The sequence below is a fragment of the Pseudoxanthomonas mexicana genome, from assembly GCF_014397415.1.
GTDB classification, from domain to species: Bacteria; Pseudomonadota; Gammaproteobacteria; order Xanthomonadales; family Xanthomonadaceae; genus Pseudoxanthomonas_A; species Pseudoxanthomonas_A mexicana.
The window spans coordinates 680,143-697,559 of record NZ_CP060731.1; the positions used below are offsets into that span (position 1 = coordinate 680,143).

At 66.5% G+C, this 17,417-nt stretch carries 15 protein-coding genes; 4 read left to right on the forward strand and 11 right to left on the reverse strand.

What is annotated here, in order from left to right; all coding sequences use genetic code 11:
* The first annotated feature begins 164 nt into the window (after positions 1-164).
* Positions 165-1,886 (forward strand): ExeM/NucH family extracellular endonuclease, encoded by a 1,722-nt coding sequence (locus IAE60_RS03090; RefSeq protein ID WP_187573824.1) that lies wholly within the window; start codon positions 165-167, stop codon positions 1,884-1,886.
* A 359-nt stretch (positions 1,887-2,245) separates the two neighbouring features.
* Here the strand turns inward: IAE60_RS03090 and IAE60_RS03095 are convergent, their stop codons facing one another.
* The 9 genes from IAE60_RS03095 to IAE60_RS03135 form a co-directional block, all read right to left on the reverse strand.
* Positions 2,246-2,683 carry a hypothetical protein gene (locus IAE60_RS03095; RefSeq protein ID WP_187573825.1) on the reverse strand — a complete coding sequence of 146 codons (438 nt, stop codon included), beginning with the start codon at positions 2,681-2,683 and terminating at the stop codon, positions 2,246-2,248.
* Between the two features lie 36 nt (positions 2,684-2,719).
* Complete coding sequence (locus IAE60_RS03100; RefSeq protein WP_187573826.1) at positions 2,720-3,262, reverse strand: DUF1697 domain-containing protein; 543 nt, start codon at positions 3,260-3,262, stop codon at positions 2,720-2,722.
* Between the two features lie 7 nt (positions 3,263-3,269).
* Complete coding sequence (locus IAE60_RS03105; protein WP_187573827.1) at positions 3,270-3,500, reverse strand: DUF1653 domain-containing protein; 231 nt, start codon at positions 3,498-3,500, stop codon at positions 3,270-3,272.
* A 138-nt stretch (positions 3,501-3,638) separates the two neighbouring features.
* Positions 3,639-4,139 (reverse strand): hypothetical protein, encoded by a 501-nt coding sequence (locus IAE60_RS03110; protein WP_222937195.1) that lies wholly within the window; start codon positions 4,137-4,139, stop codon positions 3,639-3,641.
* Between the two features lie 157 nt (positions 4,140-4,296).
* A complete protein-coding gene (locus tag IAE60_RS03115) occupies positions 4,297-4,680 on the reverse strand; it encodes a hypothetical protein (RefSeq protein ID WP_187573829.1) in 384 nt (127 codons plus the stop codon).
* 70 nt (positions 4,681-4,750) lie between these two features.
* Positions 4,751-5,113, reverse strand: a complete 363-nt coding sequence (locus IAE60_RS03120; RefSeq protein ID WP_187573830.1) for a hypothetical protein — start codon at positions 5,111-5,113, stop codon at positions 4,751-4,753.
* A gap of 12 nt (positions 5,114-5,125) precedes the next feature.
* Positions 5,126-6,850, reverse strand: coding sequence for a gamma-glutamyltransferase (gene ggt / locus IAE60_RS03125; RefSeq protein WP_187573831.1), 1,725 nt, complete (start codon positions 6,848-6,850; stop codon positions 5,126-5,128).
* A gap of 46 nt (positions 6,851-6,896) precedes the next feature.
* Complete coding sequence (locus IAE60_RS03130) at positions 6,897-7,598, reverse strand: 2OG-Fe(II) oxygenase (protein WP_187573832.1); 702 nt, start codon at positions 7,596-7,598, stop codon at positions 6,897-6,899.
* Positions 7,599-7,665: 67 nt separating this feature from the next.
* Complete coding sequence (locus IAE60_RS03135) at positions 7,666-8,298, reverse strand: tetratricopeptide repeat protein (RefSeq protein WP_425504451.1); 633 nt, start codon at positions 8,296-8,298, stop codon at positions 7,666-7,668.
* Positions 8,299-8,455: 157 nt separating this feature from the next.
* On the opposite strand from IAE60_RS03135, the gene IAE60_RS03140 reads away from it, so the two are divergent.
* Positions 8,456-12,163: an indolepyruvate ferredoxin oxidoreductase family protein gene (locus IAE60_RS03140; RefSeq protein ID WP_187573833.1), complete on the forward strand. Its 3,708-nt coding sequence runs from the start codon at positions 8,456-8,458 to the stop codon at positions 12,161-12,163.
* 55 nt (positions 12,164-12,218) lie between these two features.
* On the opposite strand, the gene IAE60_RS03145 is transcribed toward IAE60_RS03140, so the two are convergent.
* Positions 12,219-12,848 carry a DUF938 domain-containing protein gene (locus tag IAE60_RS03145; protein ID WP_187573834.1) on the reverse strand — a complete coding sequence of 210 codons (630 nt, stop codon included), beginning with the start codon at positions 12,846-12,848 and terminating at the stop codon, positions 12,219-12,221.
* Between the two features lie 72 nt (positions 12,849-12,920).
* Positions 12,921-13,754, reverse strand: coding sequence for an NYN domain-containing protein (locus tag IAE60_RS03150; RefSeq protein ID WP_187573835.1), 834 nt, complete (start codon positions 13,752-13,754; stop codon positions 12,921-12,923).
* A gap of 123 nt (positions 13,755-13,877) precedes the next feature.
* On the opposite strand from IAE60_RS03150, the gene IAE60_RS03155 reads away from it, so the two are divergent.
* On the forward strand, positions 13,878-15,506 hold the full coding sequence (locus IAE60_RS03155) for a TldD/PmbA family protein (RefSeq protein WP_187573836.1): 1,629 nt from the start codon (positions 13,878-13,880) through the stop codon (positions 15,504-15,506).
* A 262-nt stretch (positions 15,507-15,768) separates the two neighbouring features.
* Entirely contained in the window at positions 15,769-17,403 is a 1,635-nt protein-coding gene (locus IAE60_RS03160; RefSeq protein WP_187573837.1) for a TldD/PmbA family protein, read from the forward strand.
* Positions 17,404-17,417 lie beyond the last annotated feature (14 nt).

The window sequence follows — 17,417 nt, forward strand, 5'->3', positions numbered from 1 at the left end:
CACGGAACGCCGCCCCCGGGGCGGCGTTTTTGTTTGCGCGGCATCCAACGTTGACGCGAATGTCCTTCTCCCCGCGCACGGCGCGAGGGAGCTGCGCAGGCATCGCCTCTGCCCGTCACCCATTCCGTTTACCCTTGCCGCCTCGCTTCAACGGCCGCCCCTCGATGACGCCTCCCCGCTCGCTGCCCACCCTCGCCCTGCTCGCCTCCCTGGCACTGCCCGCCTGCGCTGTCACGCCGCAGAAACCCGTCACACCCATCGGCGAGATACAGGGCGACGGCGCACGCAGCGCGCTCGATGGCCAGACCGTCACGATCGAAGGCATTGTCACCGCGACCTTTCCTGGTCTGGGCGGCTTCTTCGTGCAGGACGCCGGTGACGGGCAGGCGACGACCTCCGACGCCCTGCTCGTGGCCTTCGAGGAAGGCGTACCCGCACCGGCCATGGCTTCAGGCGATCGTGTCCGCGTGCGCGGCATCGTCGGCGAGCGCAAGGCCGGTGGCGACGACACGCTGACCGCGCTGCACGCACCGGTGATCCAGCCGCGCGGCACCGGCCGCATCGCGCCCACCGTGCTGACCGCACCGCCCGCCGACTGGGAACCGCTGGAAGGCATGCTGGTCCGCATCGACGCCCCGCTCACGCTCAGCGGGACGCACACGCTCGAGCGCTTCGGCGAGCTGATCGCCAGCTTCGACGGCCGCCTCTGGCAGCCCAGCGAACTCGCCGTACCCGGCAGCGCCGACGCCCAGCGCCTCGCGGCGGACAACGCGCGCCGCACCCTGCTGCTGGACGACGGCAGTGCCCAGCGCGACCCCGCCGGCGTGTGGTACGTGAAGGACGGCCAGCCGCTGCGCACCGGCACCGTGCTAACCGGCGCGCAGGGCATCGTGGAACAGCGCCTGGGCAGTTGGCGCCTGCAGCTCACCACCGCGCCGACGATCGCCGCACCGGAGCGCCCGGCCGCGCCGCAGGTCGCCGGCAATGTGCGCATCGCCGCGTTCAATCTGGAGAACCTATTCAACGGCGACGGCCGCGGCGGCGGCTTTCCCACCGAGCGCGGCGCCAAGACGCCGGAGCAACTGAAAGCACAGATGGCGAAGCTGGTGGCCACCATCCGCGGCCTGGATCCCGACATCGCCGCGCTGATGGAGTTGGAGAACGATGGCTACGGCGCCGACTCCAGCCTGGCGCAGCTGGTCGCTGCCCTGAATGCCGGTGGCGGCTCCTGGCGCTTCATCGACGCCAAGCAGGGCCCGGGCCCGGACACCATCCGCGTCGGCATCATCTACCGCAGCGACAGGGTGAAGCCCACCGGCAAGTCCGCCACGCTGGTGGAAGGCCCGTTCGGCGAACGCAGCCGCAGCCCGCTGGCGCAGGCGTTCGTGCGCGACAGCGGCAAACCCTTCGTCGTGGTCGCCAATCATCTGAAGTCGAAAGGCTGCTCGGAAGCCACCGGCCTGGACGCCGACCAGAAGGACGGCGCCGGCTGCTGGAACGCGCTGCGCCTGGATTCGGCCAAGCGTCTGGATGCGTGGTTGAAAGCCGATCCCACGCGCACGCGCAGCGACCGCATCGTCATGCTCGGCGACTTCAACGCCTACGCGATGGAAGCGCCGGTACGCTGGCTGCGCGACGAGGCCGGCTGGGTGGACGCGTTCAAGCAGGCCGGCATCGAACAACCCTACAGTTACGTCTACAGCGGCCTCACCGGTCGCCTCGATCACGCCCTGCTCAGCCCGTCATTGGCCAAGCAGCTGCGCGGCGCCGCCGAGTGGCACATCAACGCCGACGAGCAGGACGCGCAGGGCTACGCCGACGGCGACCCCGCGGTGCCGTTCCGCAGCTCCGATCACGACCCGTTGCTGCTGGGCTTCGATCTGTAGGCGATGGCGGCACCCCAGCAGGGTGGCTTTTGGTCCACCTTTGCCTGCGACCCTGCCCTGTCGCGAAGGTGGGCCAAGGCCCACCCTACGCGCGTCGTTGGTGAGGCGTTTTTTCCAGGCGGCCAGGCATGGATGCGCCATGGCGACGTGTGGAGGTGAGTCGACGACGCATGACTGTGAGATGCCGCACCCTCGAGGTGCGTCATCCGAGGCCTGTGCGTGCGATGACAAGCCGCTGACGCGAGGTGACAAGGCTGTTCTGTTCCATGACAAGGAAAAGCGCCTGGCTGGCGAGGCAGTAGCGCCTCGAATGTCGAGGAAGATTGCCTTGTCATGGAACGAAAGAACGTCGGCGATGGCTAGGGGCCGGTTGCACCTGCCTCGATGCGCGTTGCGACCGGCGAGCAGTAGGCCAGTGCCAGGCACGCGCCCCACAGCAGGGTCGATGCTTCGGTGAACATCGCTTCGAGCGGCGACATCAAGATCGGACCAAGCACGAGATACAGCGGAAGGCCCAGCAGCGTCAGGCAAAGCGACAGCATGCGTCCCCATCGTGTGAGCAGGAAGAGACCGATGAAGCCGGCCGCCGCGACCGTCAGCAAGGTCAGCACCGCCAACAAGGTCAGCAGAAGGGCAATCGGTGCCCGGTCGTCCATCAGGAGCCATGGGGAAGGCTCGCTCGCATAGGCATCGGCCAGCGCGGGCGAGTATCCGCCCGGAAGCAGACCAATCACCAACGCGGCAACCAGCGACAGGAAAGATGCGATCAACAGGGCGCGGAAACGGGTGATGGTCATCCTTGAATATCTCGGACTGGATGGAGATGCGGCGCGTCAGGCGTCGATCTTGTCGACCAACGCCTGCAGTTTCAACACGGTGGCCCAGTTGCGCGTGCTGGCAGCCTTGCCTGTCTTGCCCAGCAGCGCTTCGGCCGCCTTGCTTTCCAGAATGCCGCTGGCGCAATGCAGGTAGGCGGCATGCATGCCGACGTGGAACTGTTCCGGCGCGACGACGTGCGGCTCGATCGCCGACGTGGCCGACAGCATGCCGGCGTCCGCCACGAAGGCGATCAGCAGGCGCGAGGGATCATCGGCCGATGCGAACGGATTCTCGCGGACGATCAGCGCCAGTTCCTTGGCCGACACGACAATGACGGGCACCTCGATGCCGAGGCGCGTCGCGATGGCGTCCGAGATGTCGGCAGCGAGCTTCTTCCGGGAGCCCTTGCCCGTTCTGAAGACCACGTTGCCGCTGTTGAGGAGCGTGGCGACGTCGGTGTAGCCGAGATCCTCCAGCAACGCGCGCAGGTCCGCCATCGCGATGCGCTTGGCCTTGCCGACGTTGATGCCGCGGAGCAGGGCGATGTAGGTGGTCATGCCGGCCTCAATCGCTCGGCGCGAAGCGTCGCACCGCGCGCCCATCCACGATCACGTCTTCGCAGAACATCGCGTACGGCCGCACCCACAACCCGCCTTCGCCGTACAGCGCGCGGTACACCACCACCGGTTCCAGCGTCTCGCTGTGACGCGCCACCGCGATCACTTCGTAGTCGTTGCCCTTGTAGTGGCGGTAGAGACCAGGGGCGAATTCGGGGAGGGCGGGGAGCGTGGCCATGCGTGTGCCTCGTGAATGAGTAGGGTGGGCCCTGGCCCACCGTCGCGGACATTGTCCACGATCAGGCAACACACGCGTCGGGAGACGTTGGATCCACAAAGAATGCGTGTGGTGGGCCTAGGCCCACCCTACGAGCTCTCACCGTGCAGGGCATGGAGGGGGCGGCGGTGGCACCTGGGATATCTCCGACAACCCCGAGGCGAAGACCTCTTCCAACTTCGCCTTGCCACGCAAGACTGCTTCGAGGTCATCCGCCTCCGGGTGCGTGAAACGATCCCATAAGGGCAACACATTGGCGTGGCTCGCATGGAAACTCGCGCCATCGCTACGCAGGAACCCGATGTAATCCTTGCCGGCTTCCAGGCGGATGCCGCAGCAGCGATGAATCCAGTAGTCCAGCTCGCGAGCCGTCGTCTTGCCACGCACGTTGGCGAGTACGCGGATCTTCGCCGATACACGATAACCGGCGAGGCGATCATCCTGGGATTCATCCTGTGCCGTGGTGCTGATCACGCGAAACACGAACACGTGGCGCGCCGCCCTGGCTGATGCCGTATCCAGAGGCGTATCGACACAGCTGCACGCCGCTGCAGGGCCGGCCAGTAGCAGTGCACTTATCAGAAGTATGATCCTCAGCATCCTCAATCCTATGTGTCGAATGAGTGCTTCTTGCGGGTTCACGGGATGTACTGGGTCCGATCAGCGCAATAGGTTTGGATGATCTTGCGAAACCCAAAAAGGTGGATGTTTCGTTGCTGCGATGTTGGGATTCGCTCCGCTCATCCCAACCTATGAACTACGGCTGTGTCTCGGTGGCTTGCACAGCGCGCGAACGTCCAAGAAGTTCCGACGCGATCGCGCTCCGTACATCCTCAACCGATCCCGACCAAGGCAGTCTCGCCAATGCCTTGTGCTCCGTGCGCTCCCAACGCGGGAACATGGGTACCGTACGACGCGCCCATGCCAGCAGCTTTGGTAGCGCGGGGTAGCGCGTGCTCAGACGCGACACTTCGATCCAGCCATCCGGATATCCCTGGACATCGATCGCGTGCCGCACACCACCCTCCCACCACGAGAGCTGCCAACTGCCTGCGTCGTAGTGCGTGTCGTAGGAGATCGTGAGCCCATGTTCCCGGGCCATGGCTTCCACGAGTTGGCGAATGACAGGATCGGCCTCCATGGTGCTCCTCGAGTTTGATGGGTTCGGCGGATGGGTTGGGTCTTAAGCGGTGTTCAACCCATCTTGCTTCTCAGGGACTCTCCGCCTTCCAAACGCTCAGAAGTCGCTCCCCGGCATCTTGTGGCAGTACGCCGGCCTCCAGAAGGTGCCAAACAAGGTGGATCCCCAGGAGCTGCAACTCACCATGATCCAGCGTGTCCCGCGGTACGGCTGAAGCAGTAATCAAGTGATGGCCAAGTTCGCATGTGTGCTGCTCCATCTGCACATTTGCAGTCCAGGCTGCATGAGTCAGGGCTTCCAGGGCATCGCCTGCGACATGGACCACGATGCGTGCATGGTCTCCTGACCATTCCTGCCCAACCACTTTGGCGTCAGGCATCAATGCGATCAACGCGCACACCTCGTCCAATGTTGAATCGCGCGTCATGTCCATGATGAGGCCCCCTCAATACCCCGCCGCCTGCCCATCCTTGCGGCTCTCGCTGGCGCCGTAATACACGCCGGTCTCGGGATCGCGCTTGATCGCCTGGTAGCCACCGTAGGGCCCCAATGCCCATTCGACGTGGTGACCCTTGTCCATCAGCGCGCGCACGGTTTCGTAGGGGAAGCCGGATTCCAGCTGCACCACGCCGCCGTCGGTCATCGCGGTAGCGCTGCCGACCGGTTCGGTGGAGCCGTCGTGCTGGATGCGCGGTGCGTCACCGGCTTCCTGCAAGGTCATGCCGAAGTCGACCAGGTTCATCACGATCTGCACGTGGCCCTGCGGCTGCATGGCGCCGCCCATCACCCCGAAGCTGACCCACGGCTTGCCATCCCTGGTGATGAAGGCGGGGATGATGGTGTGGAACGGGCGCTTGCCCGGCGCGTAACAGTTGGGATGCGGCGCGGCACCTTCACACCCTTGCAGCACGAACATTTCGCCACGGTCCTGCAGGATGAAGCCTAGGCCGGTCGGCGCCATACCGCTCCCCATGCCGCGGTAATTGGACTGGATCAGCGAGACCATCATCCCGTCCTGGTCAGCGACGGTCAGGTAGATGGTGTCGCCTTCGTCCAGTTCCTTCGGCGTGCCGGGCTGCACTTCGCGCAGCACCTTGTCGGGCGAGATCAGCCTGGCGCGTTCGCGCGCATAAGGCTTGGAGATCAGGCGCGCGACCGGTGCGGGCTGGAAGGCGGGGTCGGCGTACCAGCGCGCGCGGTCGGCGAAGGCCAGCTTCTTGGCCTCCACCAGCAGGTGCACGTGTTCGGGGCTGCCGAACGGAATCTTCGAGAAGTCGTAGACTTCCAGCACGTTGAGCATCTGCAGGGCCGCGATGCCCTGCCCATTCGGCGGCAGCTCCCAGACGTCGTAACCGCGGTAACTGGTGCTGACAGGTTCGACCCACTCGCCGTGGTGCGCGGCCATGTCTTCGTACGACAGGAAGCCGCCGTTGGCCCTGAAGTAGGCGTCGATGGTGCGGGCGATGTCGCCCTTGTAGAACGCGTCGCGACCGCCGTCGGCGATCTTCTGCAACGTGTCGGCAAGATAGGGGTTCCTCCACATCTCGCCAGTACGCGGCGCGCGCCCGTCGAGGGTGAACTGCTCGGTGAAGCCGGGGAACTTCGACAGCCGCGGCACCGAGCGCTCCCAGTAGTAGGCGATCGTCTGGTGCACCGGGTGGCCTTCGCGCGCGTAGCGTATGGCGGGCGCCAGCAGGTCCTTCACCGGCAGCCTGCCGAAGCGCCCGTGCAGCGCGAACCACGCATCCACCGTACCCGGGACGCTGACCGGCAGCGGCCCGTGCGCGGGAATGTCGGTGATGCCGTGCTGCTTGAAGTAATCCAGGGTCAGCGATTTCGGCGAACGGCCGGAGCCGTTGTAGCCGTGCAGCTGCTTCGTCTTCGGGTCCCACACGATGGCGAACAGGTCGCCGCCGATGCCGTTGCCGGTGGGCTCCATCAGGCCGAGCGCCGCGTTGGCGGCGATGGCTGCATCCATCGCGCTGCCGCCCTGCTTCATCACGTCCAGCGCGATCTGCGTGGCGAGCGGATGCGAGGTGGCCGCCATCGCGTGCGGGGCGATGACATCGGAGCGGGTGGCGAACGCACGACCGGCGATGCGGTCGGCGGCGAAGGCGGGCAGCGCGACGGCAAACAGCAGGCAAGAGGTCAGCGAACGCAGCAGGAACATCGGGAACTCCTCACGAGCAAAGGGAAAGTACCCGCGCGCGCACACGTCAGCTGCGGCGGAACCAGCCGGTGATGCTGTAACGGTGATCTCCCGCCCAAGGCGCCACCTGACTCACTTGGTGCGCCTGCGGTACGCGGAACAAACTGAGACTGTTCCAGTGCGGAGTAAATGTTTCGACGACGTTCTGCCGATCATCGACGAATTGAAGCAGGCCACCCCAGTCGGCTTCCCAGTTGCGTCCCAGGTTGATGACATAGGCGAACGCGCGGTCTTCATCGTGCGACTTGTCGTCGTGCATGCGCAGAAAGTGACCAGCACGGTAGCGCACGGCCATCGCGCTCACCATCCGGATACCGTGATCGCCGGTAAGTTCGCGTGCGAAGGCGAGAAAGTCCGGCGAGTTCAGGAAATCCACCACCACGTGCAGCACCAGCTCAGGATGCATTCCGTCACGGCGCGCCTCGATCATCTTGAAGCGATCGAAGAAGAACTCGAACCCGCTCATCGCCCTGCGCACCGCCTCCATGAGGCGAGCCCGATCCTGTTGGGGCGGCGACAGTTCTTGAGCGGTGGATGGCAGGAGTGGCGGCCTGTCGCTACGTTGACCGGGCTCCCAGGGTACTTCGCGGCTCAGGCACTGCCGCAGGCGTTCCGCGGACGACTCCTGCAGGAACGCCGGAATCTGGACCCTACCGACCGCATCTAGGCGCGCGCGATAGGACTCGATGCGGAGGTCGTTGTTGATCATCGCGAGGCATGCGCCTATCCGGCAACCGCACAGTGCAGCCGCCCACGCGGCCTATTGTGTCATGCGTTCAGGGCCAGGTCGGCGGATTGGCCTGCCAGGCGCCCAGGACTTCCGCCAGCGTGTCGCGATCTTCCTGCTTCCAGTCTGGGAGCTGCGAGGCGAAATTGCGCGCGTCGATCCAGACGGCGGGTTCCGTGCGCACGGCGGCGCCGAACCAGGCGACCGCTTCCTGCTTCCGGTCCAGGCGCCACAGCGCCAGCGCCAAGGTGGGCGGCGCCCACGAGGGAGATCCGTAGGCGCTGGCGACTTCGACCCAGCGCGTCAGTGCGGGCTCGACCTGTCCCGCGCGGAAGAGGTCCCACGCGTAGTTCCACCGCACGGCGCGCCCCAGTGTGCCTTTGGCATCCGTCTGCGCCAGGGCCTGCTGGTAGAGCTGGCCGCCGAGGTCCGTACGCCCGTCGCTGAAAGCGATGTGGGCCAGCTGCGCGGTGGCCTCGAGCTGCCGGCGGCCGCGGTCGCGTTCGCGCACGAGTGCCTGCACCTGGGCTTCTCCCTCACCCTCGACCACGACGATCGGTCGCGCCGTCGTCTTGTCCTCGTCGAAATAGAACTCCTTGGGCTTCGGCACGCTCTGCGCGTGCGCGGAAAAGACCACGGATGCCAGCACGACGGCCAGCAGCATGTACTTACCGGATTTCACGAACGTCCCCCAGACAGCCGATGTACCCCGGCCCCATGCTAACCGCTGCAACGCACAATGACGAAGTGACCGGCGTCACAGAAAAGGGCGCTGTTACAATGCGCGCCTTCGCGCCCGGGGGTTGTCGGGCCTCGCCAGCCGCTTGCACGGGCCCGCCATGACCAGCACCGCCGAACTCACCTCACCCTCGTCCGCCAACACGCCGCAGCTCGGGGTGATCGACAGCGACTACACGCTGGAGCACAAGTACACCCGCACCGACGGCCGCATCTACCTGAGCGGCGTGCAGGCGCTGGTCAGGCTGCCGCTGATGCAGCGCCTGCGCGACCAGGCCGCGGGCCTGAACACCGCCGGGTTCATCAGCGGCTACCGCGGCTCGCCGCTGGGCGGCTTCGACCTGGAGCTGTGGCGCGCGCGCAAGCATCTGGAGGCGGCGGGTGTGAAGTTCACCCCCGGCCTGAACGAGGACCTGGGCGCCACGATGGTGTGGGGCACGCAGCAGACCAACCTGTTCCCCGGCGCCAAGGTCGATGGCGTGTATTCCATGTGGTACGGCAAGGGTCCCGGCGTGGACCGCTGCGGCGACGTGTTCAAGCACGGCAACGCGGCAGGCACGTCGAAGTTCGGCGGCGTGCTGGCGCTGGCGGCGGACGATCACAACTGCCGCAGCTCCACCCTGCCGCACGGCTCGGAAGACGAGTTCGTCAGCGCGATGATGCCGATCCTCAACCCGGCCGGCGTGCAGGACATCCTGGACCTGGGCCTGGTGGGCTGGGCGATGAGCCGGTACACGGGCCGCTGGATCGGCTTCAAGACGATCGCCGAGACGGTGGAGTCGTCGGCGTCGGTGCAGGTGGACCCGTTCGCGCGCGAGATCGTGCTGCCGGAGGACTTCGCCATGCCGGCCGGCGGCCTCAACATCCGTTGGCCGAACCCGCCGCTGGACCAGGAGATGCGCCTGCACAAGTACGCGGTGGCCGCAGCGCAGGCGTTCGCGCGTGCGAACAGGGTGGACCGGATCGTGCTGGATTCGCCGCGCGCGCGGCTGGGCATCGTCACCACCGGCAAGAGTTATCTGGACGTGCTGCAGGCGCTGGAATACCTGGGCCTGGACGAGCAGGCCTGCGCCGACATCGGCATCCGCGTCTACAAGGTCGGCATGACCTGGCCGCTGGAACCGGTGGGCATCACCGCGTTCGCCAGGGGCCTGGAAGACATCGTCGTGGTGGAGGAGAAGCGCGCCTTCATCGAGCGGCAGATGAAGGAGTATTTCTACAACTGGCCGGCCAACGCGGGCACGCGTCCGTCCATCGTCGGCAAGTACGACGAAGGCGGCGAGTGGATCCTACCATCCACCGGCGAGCTGACCCCGGCCACCATCGCCGGCGTGATCGGCAAGCGCATCCAGCGCTTCTTCACGACGGAGTCCATCGAGCAGCGCCTGCGCTGGATGGAAGAGAAGGAAGCCGAGATGGCGCTGCCGCGCGCGAACTTTCCGCGCGTGCCGCACTACTGCAGCGGCTGCCCGCACAACACCTCGACGGTGGTGCCGGAAGGCTCGCGCGCGCTCGGCGGCATCGGCTGCCACTACATGGTCACGTGGATGGACCGCAACACCGACACCTTCACCCACATGGGCGGCGAAGGCGTCACCTGGTCCGGGCAGGCACCGTTCACCGAAACCGAGCACGTCTTCCAGAACCTGGGCGACGGCACATTCTTCCACTCCGGCTCACTGGCGGTGCGCCAGTCGGTGGCCACCGGGGTGAACATCACCTACAAGATCCTCTACAACGACGCGGTGGCGATGACCGGCGGCCAACCGGTGGACGGCACGCTGTCGGTGCCGCAGATCGCGCACATGATGCGCGCCGAGGGCGTGGACACCATCGTCGTGGTCAGCGACGAAGTGGGCAAGTGGAGCAAGCGCGAGATCTTCCCCTCGGGCGTGGAGTTCTTCGACCGCAAGGACCTGGACGACGTGCAGCGCCGCCTGCGCGAGGTGAAGGGCGTCTCCATCCTGATCTACGACCAGGTCTGCGCCACCGAGAAGCGCCGCCGCCGCAAGCGCGGCAAGCTGCCGGACCCGGCCAAGCGCACGATGGTCAACACACTGGTCTGCGAAGGCTGCGGCGACTGCGGCGTGAAGAGCTTCTGCGTGTCGGTGCTGCCGAAGGAAACTGAGTTCGGCCGCAAGCGCGAGATCGACCAGTCGAACTGCAACAAGGATTTCCGCTGCGTCGACGGCTTCTGCCCCAGCTTCGTCACCGTGCACGGCGGCAATCCGCGCAAGGGCAAGAAGGCGAATGCCGCCGACCTGTTGGCCTCGCTGCCGGCGCCGGCGTTCAAGTCGGACCTGGCCCAGCCCTGGAACATCCTGATCACCGGCGTCGGCGGCACCGGCGTGGTGACCATCGGCGCACTGCTCGGCATGGCGGGCCATCTGGAAGGCAAGGGCGCCAGCGTGCTCGACCAGACCGGCCTGGCGCAGAAGGGCGGCGCGGTGACCACGCACATCCGCATCGCGCGCACGCCCGAAGACATCCACGCCGTGCGCATCGCCGCCGGCGAAGCCGACCTGGTGCTCGGCTGCGACATGGTGGTGGTCAACGACTACTGGGTGCTGTCGAAGGTGCGCGGCGAGCGCTCGCAGGTGGTGCTGAATACCTACGAGGCGATGCCCGGCACGTTCACCACGCATCCGGACATGCAGTTCCCGGCCACCGACATCATCGCCGGCGTGAAGGTCGCCCTCGGCGGCCGCGAGCCGATGCTGGTCGACGCCACGCAAGTGGCCACCGCGCTGATGGGCGATGCGATCGCCAGCAACCTGTTCATGCTGGGCTACGCTTGGCAGCAGGGGCTGGTGCCGATCTCCTACGAGGCGATCATGCGCGCCGTTGAGCTCAACGGTGCCGCCATCGAGATGAACAAGACCGCGTTCGCCTGGGGCCGGCTGGCGGTGGTCAATCCGCAGGCCGTGCAGGAGGCCGCCGGGCTGATCCGCAATGCGCAGACCGAGAGCGAGCGCACCCCGCGCGCCCTGCAGGTGCTGCCGCCGGGCGAATGGGAAAGCACCGAGTGGGGCGCGAACGCCGCGCCGCGCAATCCGGGCAACGAGAGCGAACTCCGCGGCCTGCCCGAGGACGGCGCGCACGGCGGCGACGTCGCGTTCCTGCCACTGGACGATCTGCGCCTGTCGCGCTCGCTGGACGAACTGATCGCGCGCCGCAAGGACTTCCTCACCGAATACCAGGATTCCGCCTACGCCACGCGCTACACCGACCTGGTGGCCAAGGTGCGCAACGCCGAGAACACCCGCGCGCCGGGTTCGACGGCGCTGACCGAGGCGGTGGCCCGCTACTTCTTCAAGCTGATGGCCTACAAGGACGAATACGAAGTCGCACGCCTGTATACCAGCGGCGAGTTCAAGCGCCGGCTGGAACAGCAGTTCGAAGGCGACTACGAAGTCCACTTCCACCTCGCGCCGCCGCTGTTCGCCAAGAAAGATGCACACGGCCGCCTGATGAAGAAGGAATACGGCCCGTGGGTGTTCAAGGCCTTCGGCCTGCTGGCGAAGCTGCGCTTCCTGCGTGGCGGTACCTTCGACCTGTTCGGCTACACCGACGAGCGCAAGGGCGAGCGCCAGCTGATCGCCGACTACGAGAAGACCGTGGGCGAACTGCTGGGCACACTGGATGGAGACAAGCTGGGGCTGGCGGTAGAGATCGCCAGCATTCCGGAGCACATCCGCGGCTACGGACACGTCAAGGAAAAGCACCTGCACGCCGCCAAGACGCGCGAGGCCGAGCTGCTGACCTTGTGGCGCAATCCGAAGGCGCTGCACATCGTGCAGGCGGCGTAAAAAAAGGAACCCCGCTCCGGCGGGGTTCTTCGTAGTGTGCGCTACGCGCACGACTTCACGATGCTTGCGGCAATGCCTGGTCATGCGCATGGCGCATGCTACGGCGCCACACCAGGCAGCGGTTGTTGGCCGGCATGGCATTGTCTTCGACCAGGCACAGGCCGATGCCGCGCGCCAGCGCATCGACGGCCTCGAAGTCGCGGATGCCCGAGGCGGGATCGCGGTCCTTCAGCCACTGATCGAACGCACGGTTGCTGTCGCTGGTGAACTCGCCGCCATAGTTGAACGGGCCGTAGACGATCAGCAGGCCGTCCTCTTGCAGCACTTTGCCGACACCGGCAAAGAACGCCTCCACCTGCGACCACCCCATGATGTGCAGGCTGTTGGCGGTGAAGACCGCGTCGAACCCGTTCCCGGGCCACGGCCCGTCGACATCGAGTTCGATCGCAGGCGGCGTGTTCGCCAGCGCTGCCTCGTCCCGCCACGCCGCAATGCCCGGCAGGTTGTCCGCACGGTCGCTGCATTGCCATGCCAGCCACGGCATCGCGGCGGCGAAATGCACCGCGTGCTGGCCGGTGCCGCTGCCGATCTCCAGCACGCGGCGCGTGGCGCCCAGGTGGCGTTGCAGCACTTCCAGGATCGGCCCCTGGTTGCGCTCGCACGACGGCGCGAAGGGTTTGGTCACGAGGCGTAGCGTGCGCCACGCGCACGACCTCGTAGTGCCCGAACGACCATGACGCCGTGCGCGCAGCGCACGCTACGCGGCCCGCACATAGAACCGTTTCGCACCGCCCTCGCCCGCCCGCTCTTCGACGGTGAAATGGCGCGGGTGCGCCTTCATCAGGTCGCTGAGCTTCTTGTGCCCGTAAAGGCGGGTATCGAAGTCCGGCCGCACCTTGCTGAGGTAGCTGCCCACGCTGCCGAGGAAGGCCCACCCCTGGTCGTCGCTGGCCTCCTCGATGGCCTGGCGGATCAGCTTCAGCGGCAGCGATTCGTGCCTGCCGGATTCGGCCGCGGGTGCGGCGGTCGGCTCGGCCTGCCCGGCGGGCTTTTTCGCCACCGGCCTGGCCGCCTTCTTCACAGGCTTCGGCGGCGAAGGCGGGGTGGGCGGCGCCGACGCTTCGCTGCGCAGCACCTCCACGTAGATGAACTTGTCGCAGGCCTGCACGAAGGCATCGGGCGTCTTGCGCTCGCCGAAGCCGTACACGGTCAGCCCTTCCTCGCGCAGGCGCTGGGCCAGGCGGGTGAAATCGCTGTCGCTCGACACCAGGCAGACGCCGTCGAAGCGGCCGGTATACATCAGGTCCATCGCATCGATGATCAGCGAGCTGTCTGTCGCGTTCTTGCCGCTGGTGTAGGCGAACTGCTGCACCGGGTTGATCGAGTGCTTCAGCAGCGCCTGCTTCCACTGGGTCATGCGCGTACTGGTGAAGTCGCCGTAGATGCGCTTCACGCTGGCCACGCCGTACTTGGCCACCTCGGCCAGCAGGCCCTCGATCACCGCGGGCTGGGCGTTGTCGGCATCGATCAGCACGGCGAGTCGCGGCTGCTCGTCTTCGCTCTCGGGGCGTACGGAGGGACGGGACTTCATGCGGGCGCGTTCCTGTGCGGGATGCGCGCATTGTGCACCACGTCACCCGCCCATGACCGGCGTCACTTGACGCTGTACGGCACGCCGACGACAGTCCGGAGCTTCCTCTGCCCGGACACGCGCATGCAGCGACGCGACTTCCTGACCCTCGGCGGCCTGGCCTTTGCGGGCCTGGCCCTGCCCGGCACGCGCGTGATCGCTGCCGAGGCCCTGCTGGAGCCGGGCGACGTGGCGAAGAAGAAGCGCCTGGCCGACACCGCGCTGACAGCGGCGACCGCCGCGGGCGCCACGTACTGCGACGTGCGCATCGGCCGCTACCTGCGGCAGTCGCTGATCACCCGCGAGGACAAGGTGCAGAACGTGGTGAACACCGAATCCTCCGGGGTCGGAGTACGCGTGATCGCGCAGGGCGCATGGGGCTTCGCGGCGACGAACGACCCGACACCCGATGGCGTCGCCGCCGCCGCGCGCCAGGCCGTGGCGATCGCGCGCGCCAATGCACGCATCCAGGGCAGGCCCGTGCAGCTGGCGCCGTTGAGGGGTGTGGGCGAGGTGAGCTGGCGCACGCCGATCGTGAAGAACGCGATGGCGGTGCCGGTGAAGGAGAAGGTGGATCTGCTGCTGGACGCGAATGCCACCGCGCTCGCCGCTGGCGCCAGCTTCGCGGCGTCGCGGATGTTCGTGATCAACGAGCAGAAGTACTTCGCCAGCACCGACGGTTCGTACATCGATCAGGACGTGCACCGCATCTGGGTCCCCTTCACGGTGACGGTGGTGGACAAGGCCAGCGGCCGGTTCAAGACGCGTGATGGCTTGTCCGCACCGATGGGCATGGGGTACGAGTACCTGGACGCCAACGCCGCGGACAAGTTCATGCTGCCGGGCGGGGTCGTGGCCTACGGCGCGTCCTACGATCTGCGCGAGGACATCATCGCGGCGGCGAAGCAGGCGCGCGCGAAACTGACCGCGCCCTCGGTGAAGCCCGGCAAGTACGATCTGGTGCTGGATCCGTCCAACCTGTTCCTGACCATCCACGAGAACGTCGGCCATCCGCTGGAGCTGGACCGCGTGCTCGGCTACGAAGCCAACTACGCCGGCACCAGCTTCGCCACGCTGGACAAGCGCGAGCAGCGATTCCAGTGGGGCAGTCCGATCGTCAACTTCACCGCCGACAAGACCGAGCCGCGCAGCCTGGGCGCGGTGGGTTACGACGACGAAGGGGTGAAGACGCGCCGCTGGGACATGGTGAAGGACGGCGTGCTGGTAAATTACCAGGCCACCCGTGACGAAGTGCACATCCTCGGCGAGGACGCCTCGCACGGCTGCAGCTATGCCGATTCCTGGAGCAGCGTGCAGTTCCAGCGCATGGCCAACGTGTCGCTGGCGCCGGGGAAGACGCCGCTGACGGTGGCCGGGATGGTGAAGGAGGTGGAGAACGGCCTGTACATCCATGGTCGCGGCTCGTATTCCATCGACCAGCAGCGCTACAACGCGCAGTTCGGCGGCCAGCTCTATTTCGAGATCAAGAACGGGCAGGTCACCCGGCAGGTGGAGGACGCGGCCTACCAGATCCGCACGCCGGAATTCTGGAACGCCTGTACGGCGATCTGCGATGCGCGCGACTTCCGCCTGGGCGGCTCGTTCTTCGACGGCAAGGGCCAGCCCAGCCAGGTGTCGGCGGTGTCGCACGGCTCGGCCACCACGCGCTTCAACGGCATCAATATCATCAACACGGCACGCAGCCTCGGATGACCGCCAAGCCGTAGCGCGTGGCTTTCCCGTTTCCCTGTAGGAGCGCCCTCGGGCGCGATGCTTTTTGCCTGGGAATGCATGAAACGCATCGCGCCCGAGGGCGCTCCTACAGGCGATGTGGGGCCATGTATGCCTAAAGTCATTTGACGCTGTCTCGGCCACGGGGCAAGAATCGGGAACGACCTGCGCGGGGACTGCGCGGGCCGACGCACTACCGTCGCAGCCCCGCCTGCCCTGCAGGCCCAACCGGTGGAGAACTGCCTTGCAACGTCGTGACTTCCTGGCCATGACCGGCCTCAGCCTGGGCGGCCTGATGGTGCCGTCCTTCCTCGGCAAGGCGATCGCCGCCGAGCAGCTCCAGTCCACCCTCGACGTCGCCTTCAAGAAGCGCCTCGCCGATGCCGCCCTGGCCGCGGCCAGGCAGGCCGGCGCGACCTACTGCGACGTGCGCATCGGCCGCTACCTGCGCCAGTTCGTGATCACCCGCGAGGACAAGGTGCAGAACGTGGTGAACACCGAGTCCACCGGCGCCGGCATCCGCGTGATCGCCAACGGCGCCTGGGGCTTCGCCGCCACCAACACGCTCACCGCCGAAGGCGTGGCCAGCGCCGCCCGCCAGGCCGCCGCGATCGCCAAGGCCAACAGCAAGACCCAGACCGCGCCGGTGCAGCTGGCCAAGGCGCCGGGCTTCGGCGAGGTATCGTGGAAGACGCCGATCAAAAAGAACGCGATGGAGGTGCCGATCAAGGACAAGGTCGACCTGCTGCTGGGCGTCAACGCCGCAGCGATCAACGCCGGCGCCGATTTCGTCAACTCGATGATGTTCCTGGTCAACGAGCAGAAGTATTTCGCCAGCACCGACGGCTCCTACATCGACCAGGACGTGCACCGCATCTGGGTGCCGATGACGGTCACCGCCATCGACAAGGCCAGCGGCAAGTTCCGCACGCGCGACGGCCTGTCGGCGCCGATGGGCCTGGGTTACGAATACCTGGATGGCGACGCCGGCCAGAAGTTCACCTCGCCCAACGGCGTGATCAACTATGGCCTGTCCTACGACATGAAGGAAGACGCGATCGCCGCCGCCAAGCAGGCGCGCGCGAAGCTCACCGCGCCGTCGGTGAAGCCGGGCAAGTACGACCTGGTGCTGGACCCCTCGCACACCTGGCTGACCATCCACGAATCGGTCGGCCACCCGCTCGAACTGGACCGCGTGCTCGGCTACGAGGCCAACTACGCCGGCACCAGCTTCGCCACCCTGGACAAGCGCGAGCAGCGCTTCCAGTACGGCAGCGAACTGGTCAACCTGTTCGCCGACAAGACCCAGCCCGGCAGCCTGGGCGCGGTCGGCTACGACGACGAAGGCGTGAAGACCAAGCGCTGGGACCTGGTGAGTGCCGGCAAGCTGGTCGACTATCAGACCATCCGCGACCAGGCCCACATCCTGGGCAAGACCGAATCCGATGGCTGCTGCTACGCCGACTCGTGGAGCAGCGTGCAGTTCCAGCGCATGGCCAACGTGTCGCTGGCCGCCGGCAAGACCAAGCTGTCCGTCGCCGACATGGTGAAGAACGTCGAGAACGGCATCTACATCATCGGCGATGGCTCGTTCTCGATCGACCAGCAGCGCTACAACGCGCAGTTCGGCGGCCAGCTCTTCTACGAGATCAAGAACGGCAAGATCACCCAGCAGATCGAGGACGTGGCCTACCAGATCCGCACGCCGGAATTCTGGAACGCCTGCACCGCCGTCTGCGACGAAAGCGACTACCGCCTGGGCGGTTCGTTCTTCGACGGCAAGGGCCAGCCCGGCCAGGTGTCCGCGGTGTCGCACGGGTCGTCCACCGCGCGCTTCAACGGCATCAACGTCATCAACACCGCCCGCTCGCTCGGCTGACCGGCGCAAGGAGA

Bases quoted from the DNA above. Each gene is read 5' to 3' on its own strand.
- IAE60_RS03090 (WP_187573824.1), top strand. From the start codon at position 165: ATGACGCCTCCCCGCTCGCTGCCCACCCTCGCCCTGCTCGCCTCCCTG.
- IAE60_RS03095 (WP_187573825.1), bottom strand. From the start codon at position 2,683: ATGACCATCACCCGTTTCCGCGCCCTGTTGATCGCATCTTTCCTGTCG.
- IAE60_RS03100 (WP_187573826.1), bottom strand. From the start codon at position 3,262: ATGACCACCTACATCGCCCTGCTCCGCGGCATCAACGTCGGCAAGGCC.
- IAE60_RS03105 (WP_187573827.1), bottom strand. From the start codon at position 3,500: ATGGCCACGCTCCCCGCCCTCCCCGAATTCGCCCCTGGTCTCTACCGC.
- IAE60_RS03110 (WP_222937195.1), bottom strand. From the start codon at position 4,139: ATGCTGAGGATCATACTTCTGATAAGTGCACTGCTACTGGCCGGCCCT.
- IAE60_RS03115 (WP_187573829.1), bottom strand. From the start codon at position 4,680: ATGGAGGCCGATCCTGTCATTCGCCAACTCGTGGAAGCCATGGCCCGG.
- IAE60_RS03120 (WP_187573830.1), bottom strand. From the start codon at position 5,113: ATGGACATGACGCGCGATTCAACATTGGACGAGGTGTGCGCGTTGATC.
- ggt (WP_187573831.1), bottom strand. From the start codon at position 6,850: ATGTTCCTGCTGCGTTCGCTGACCTCTTGCCTGCTGTTTGCCGTCGCG.
- IAE60_RS03130 (WP_187573832.1), bottom strand. From the start codon at position 7,598: ATGATCAACAACGACCTCCGCATCGAGTCCTATCGCGCGCGCCTAGAT.
- IAE60_RS03140 (WP_187573833.1), top strand. From the start codon at position 8,456: ATGACCAGCACCGCCGAACTCACCTCACCCTCGTCCGCCAACACGCCG.
- IAE60_RS03150 (WP_187573835.1), bottom strand. From the start codon at position 13,754: ATGAAGTCCCGTCCCTCCGTACGCCCCGAGAGCGAAGACGAGCAGCCG.
- IAE60_RS03155 (WP_187573836.1), top strand. From the start codon at position 13,878: ATGCAGCGACGCGACTTCCTGACCCTCGGCGGCCTGGCCTTTGCGGGC.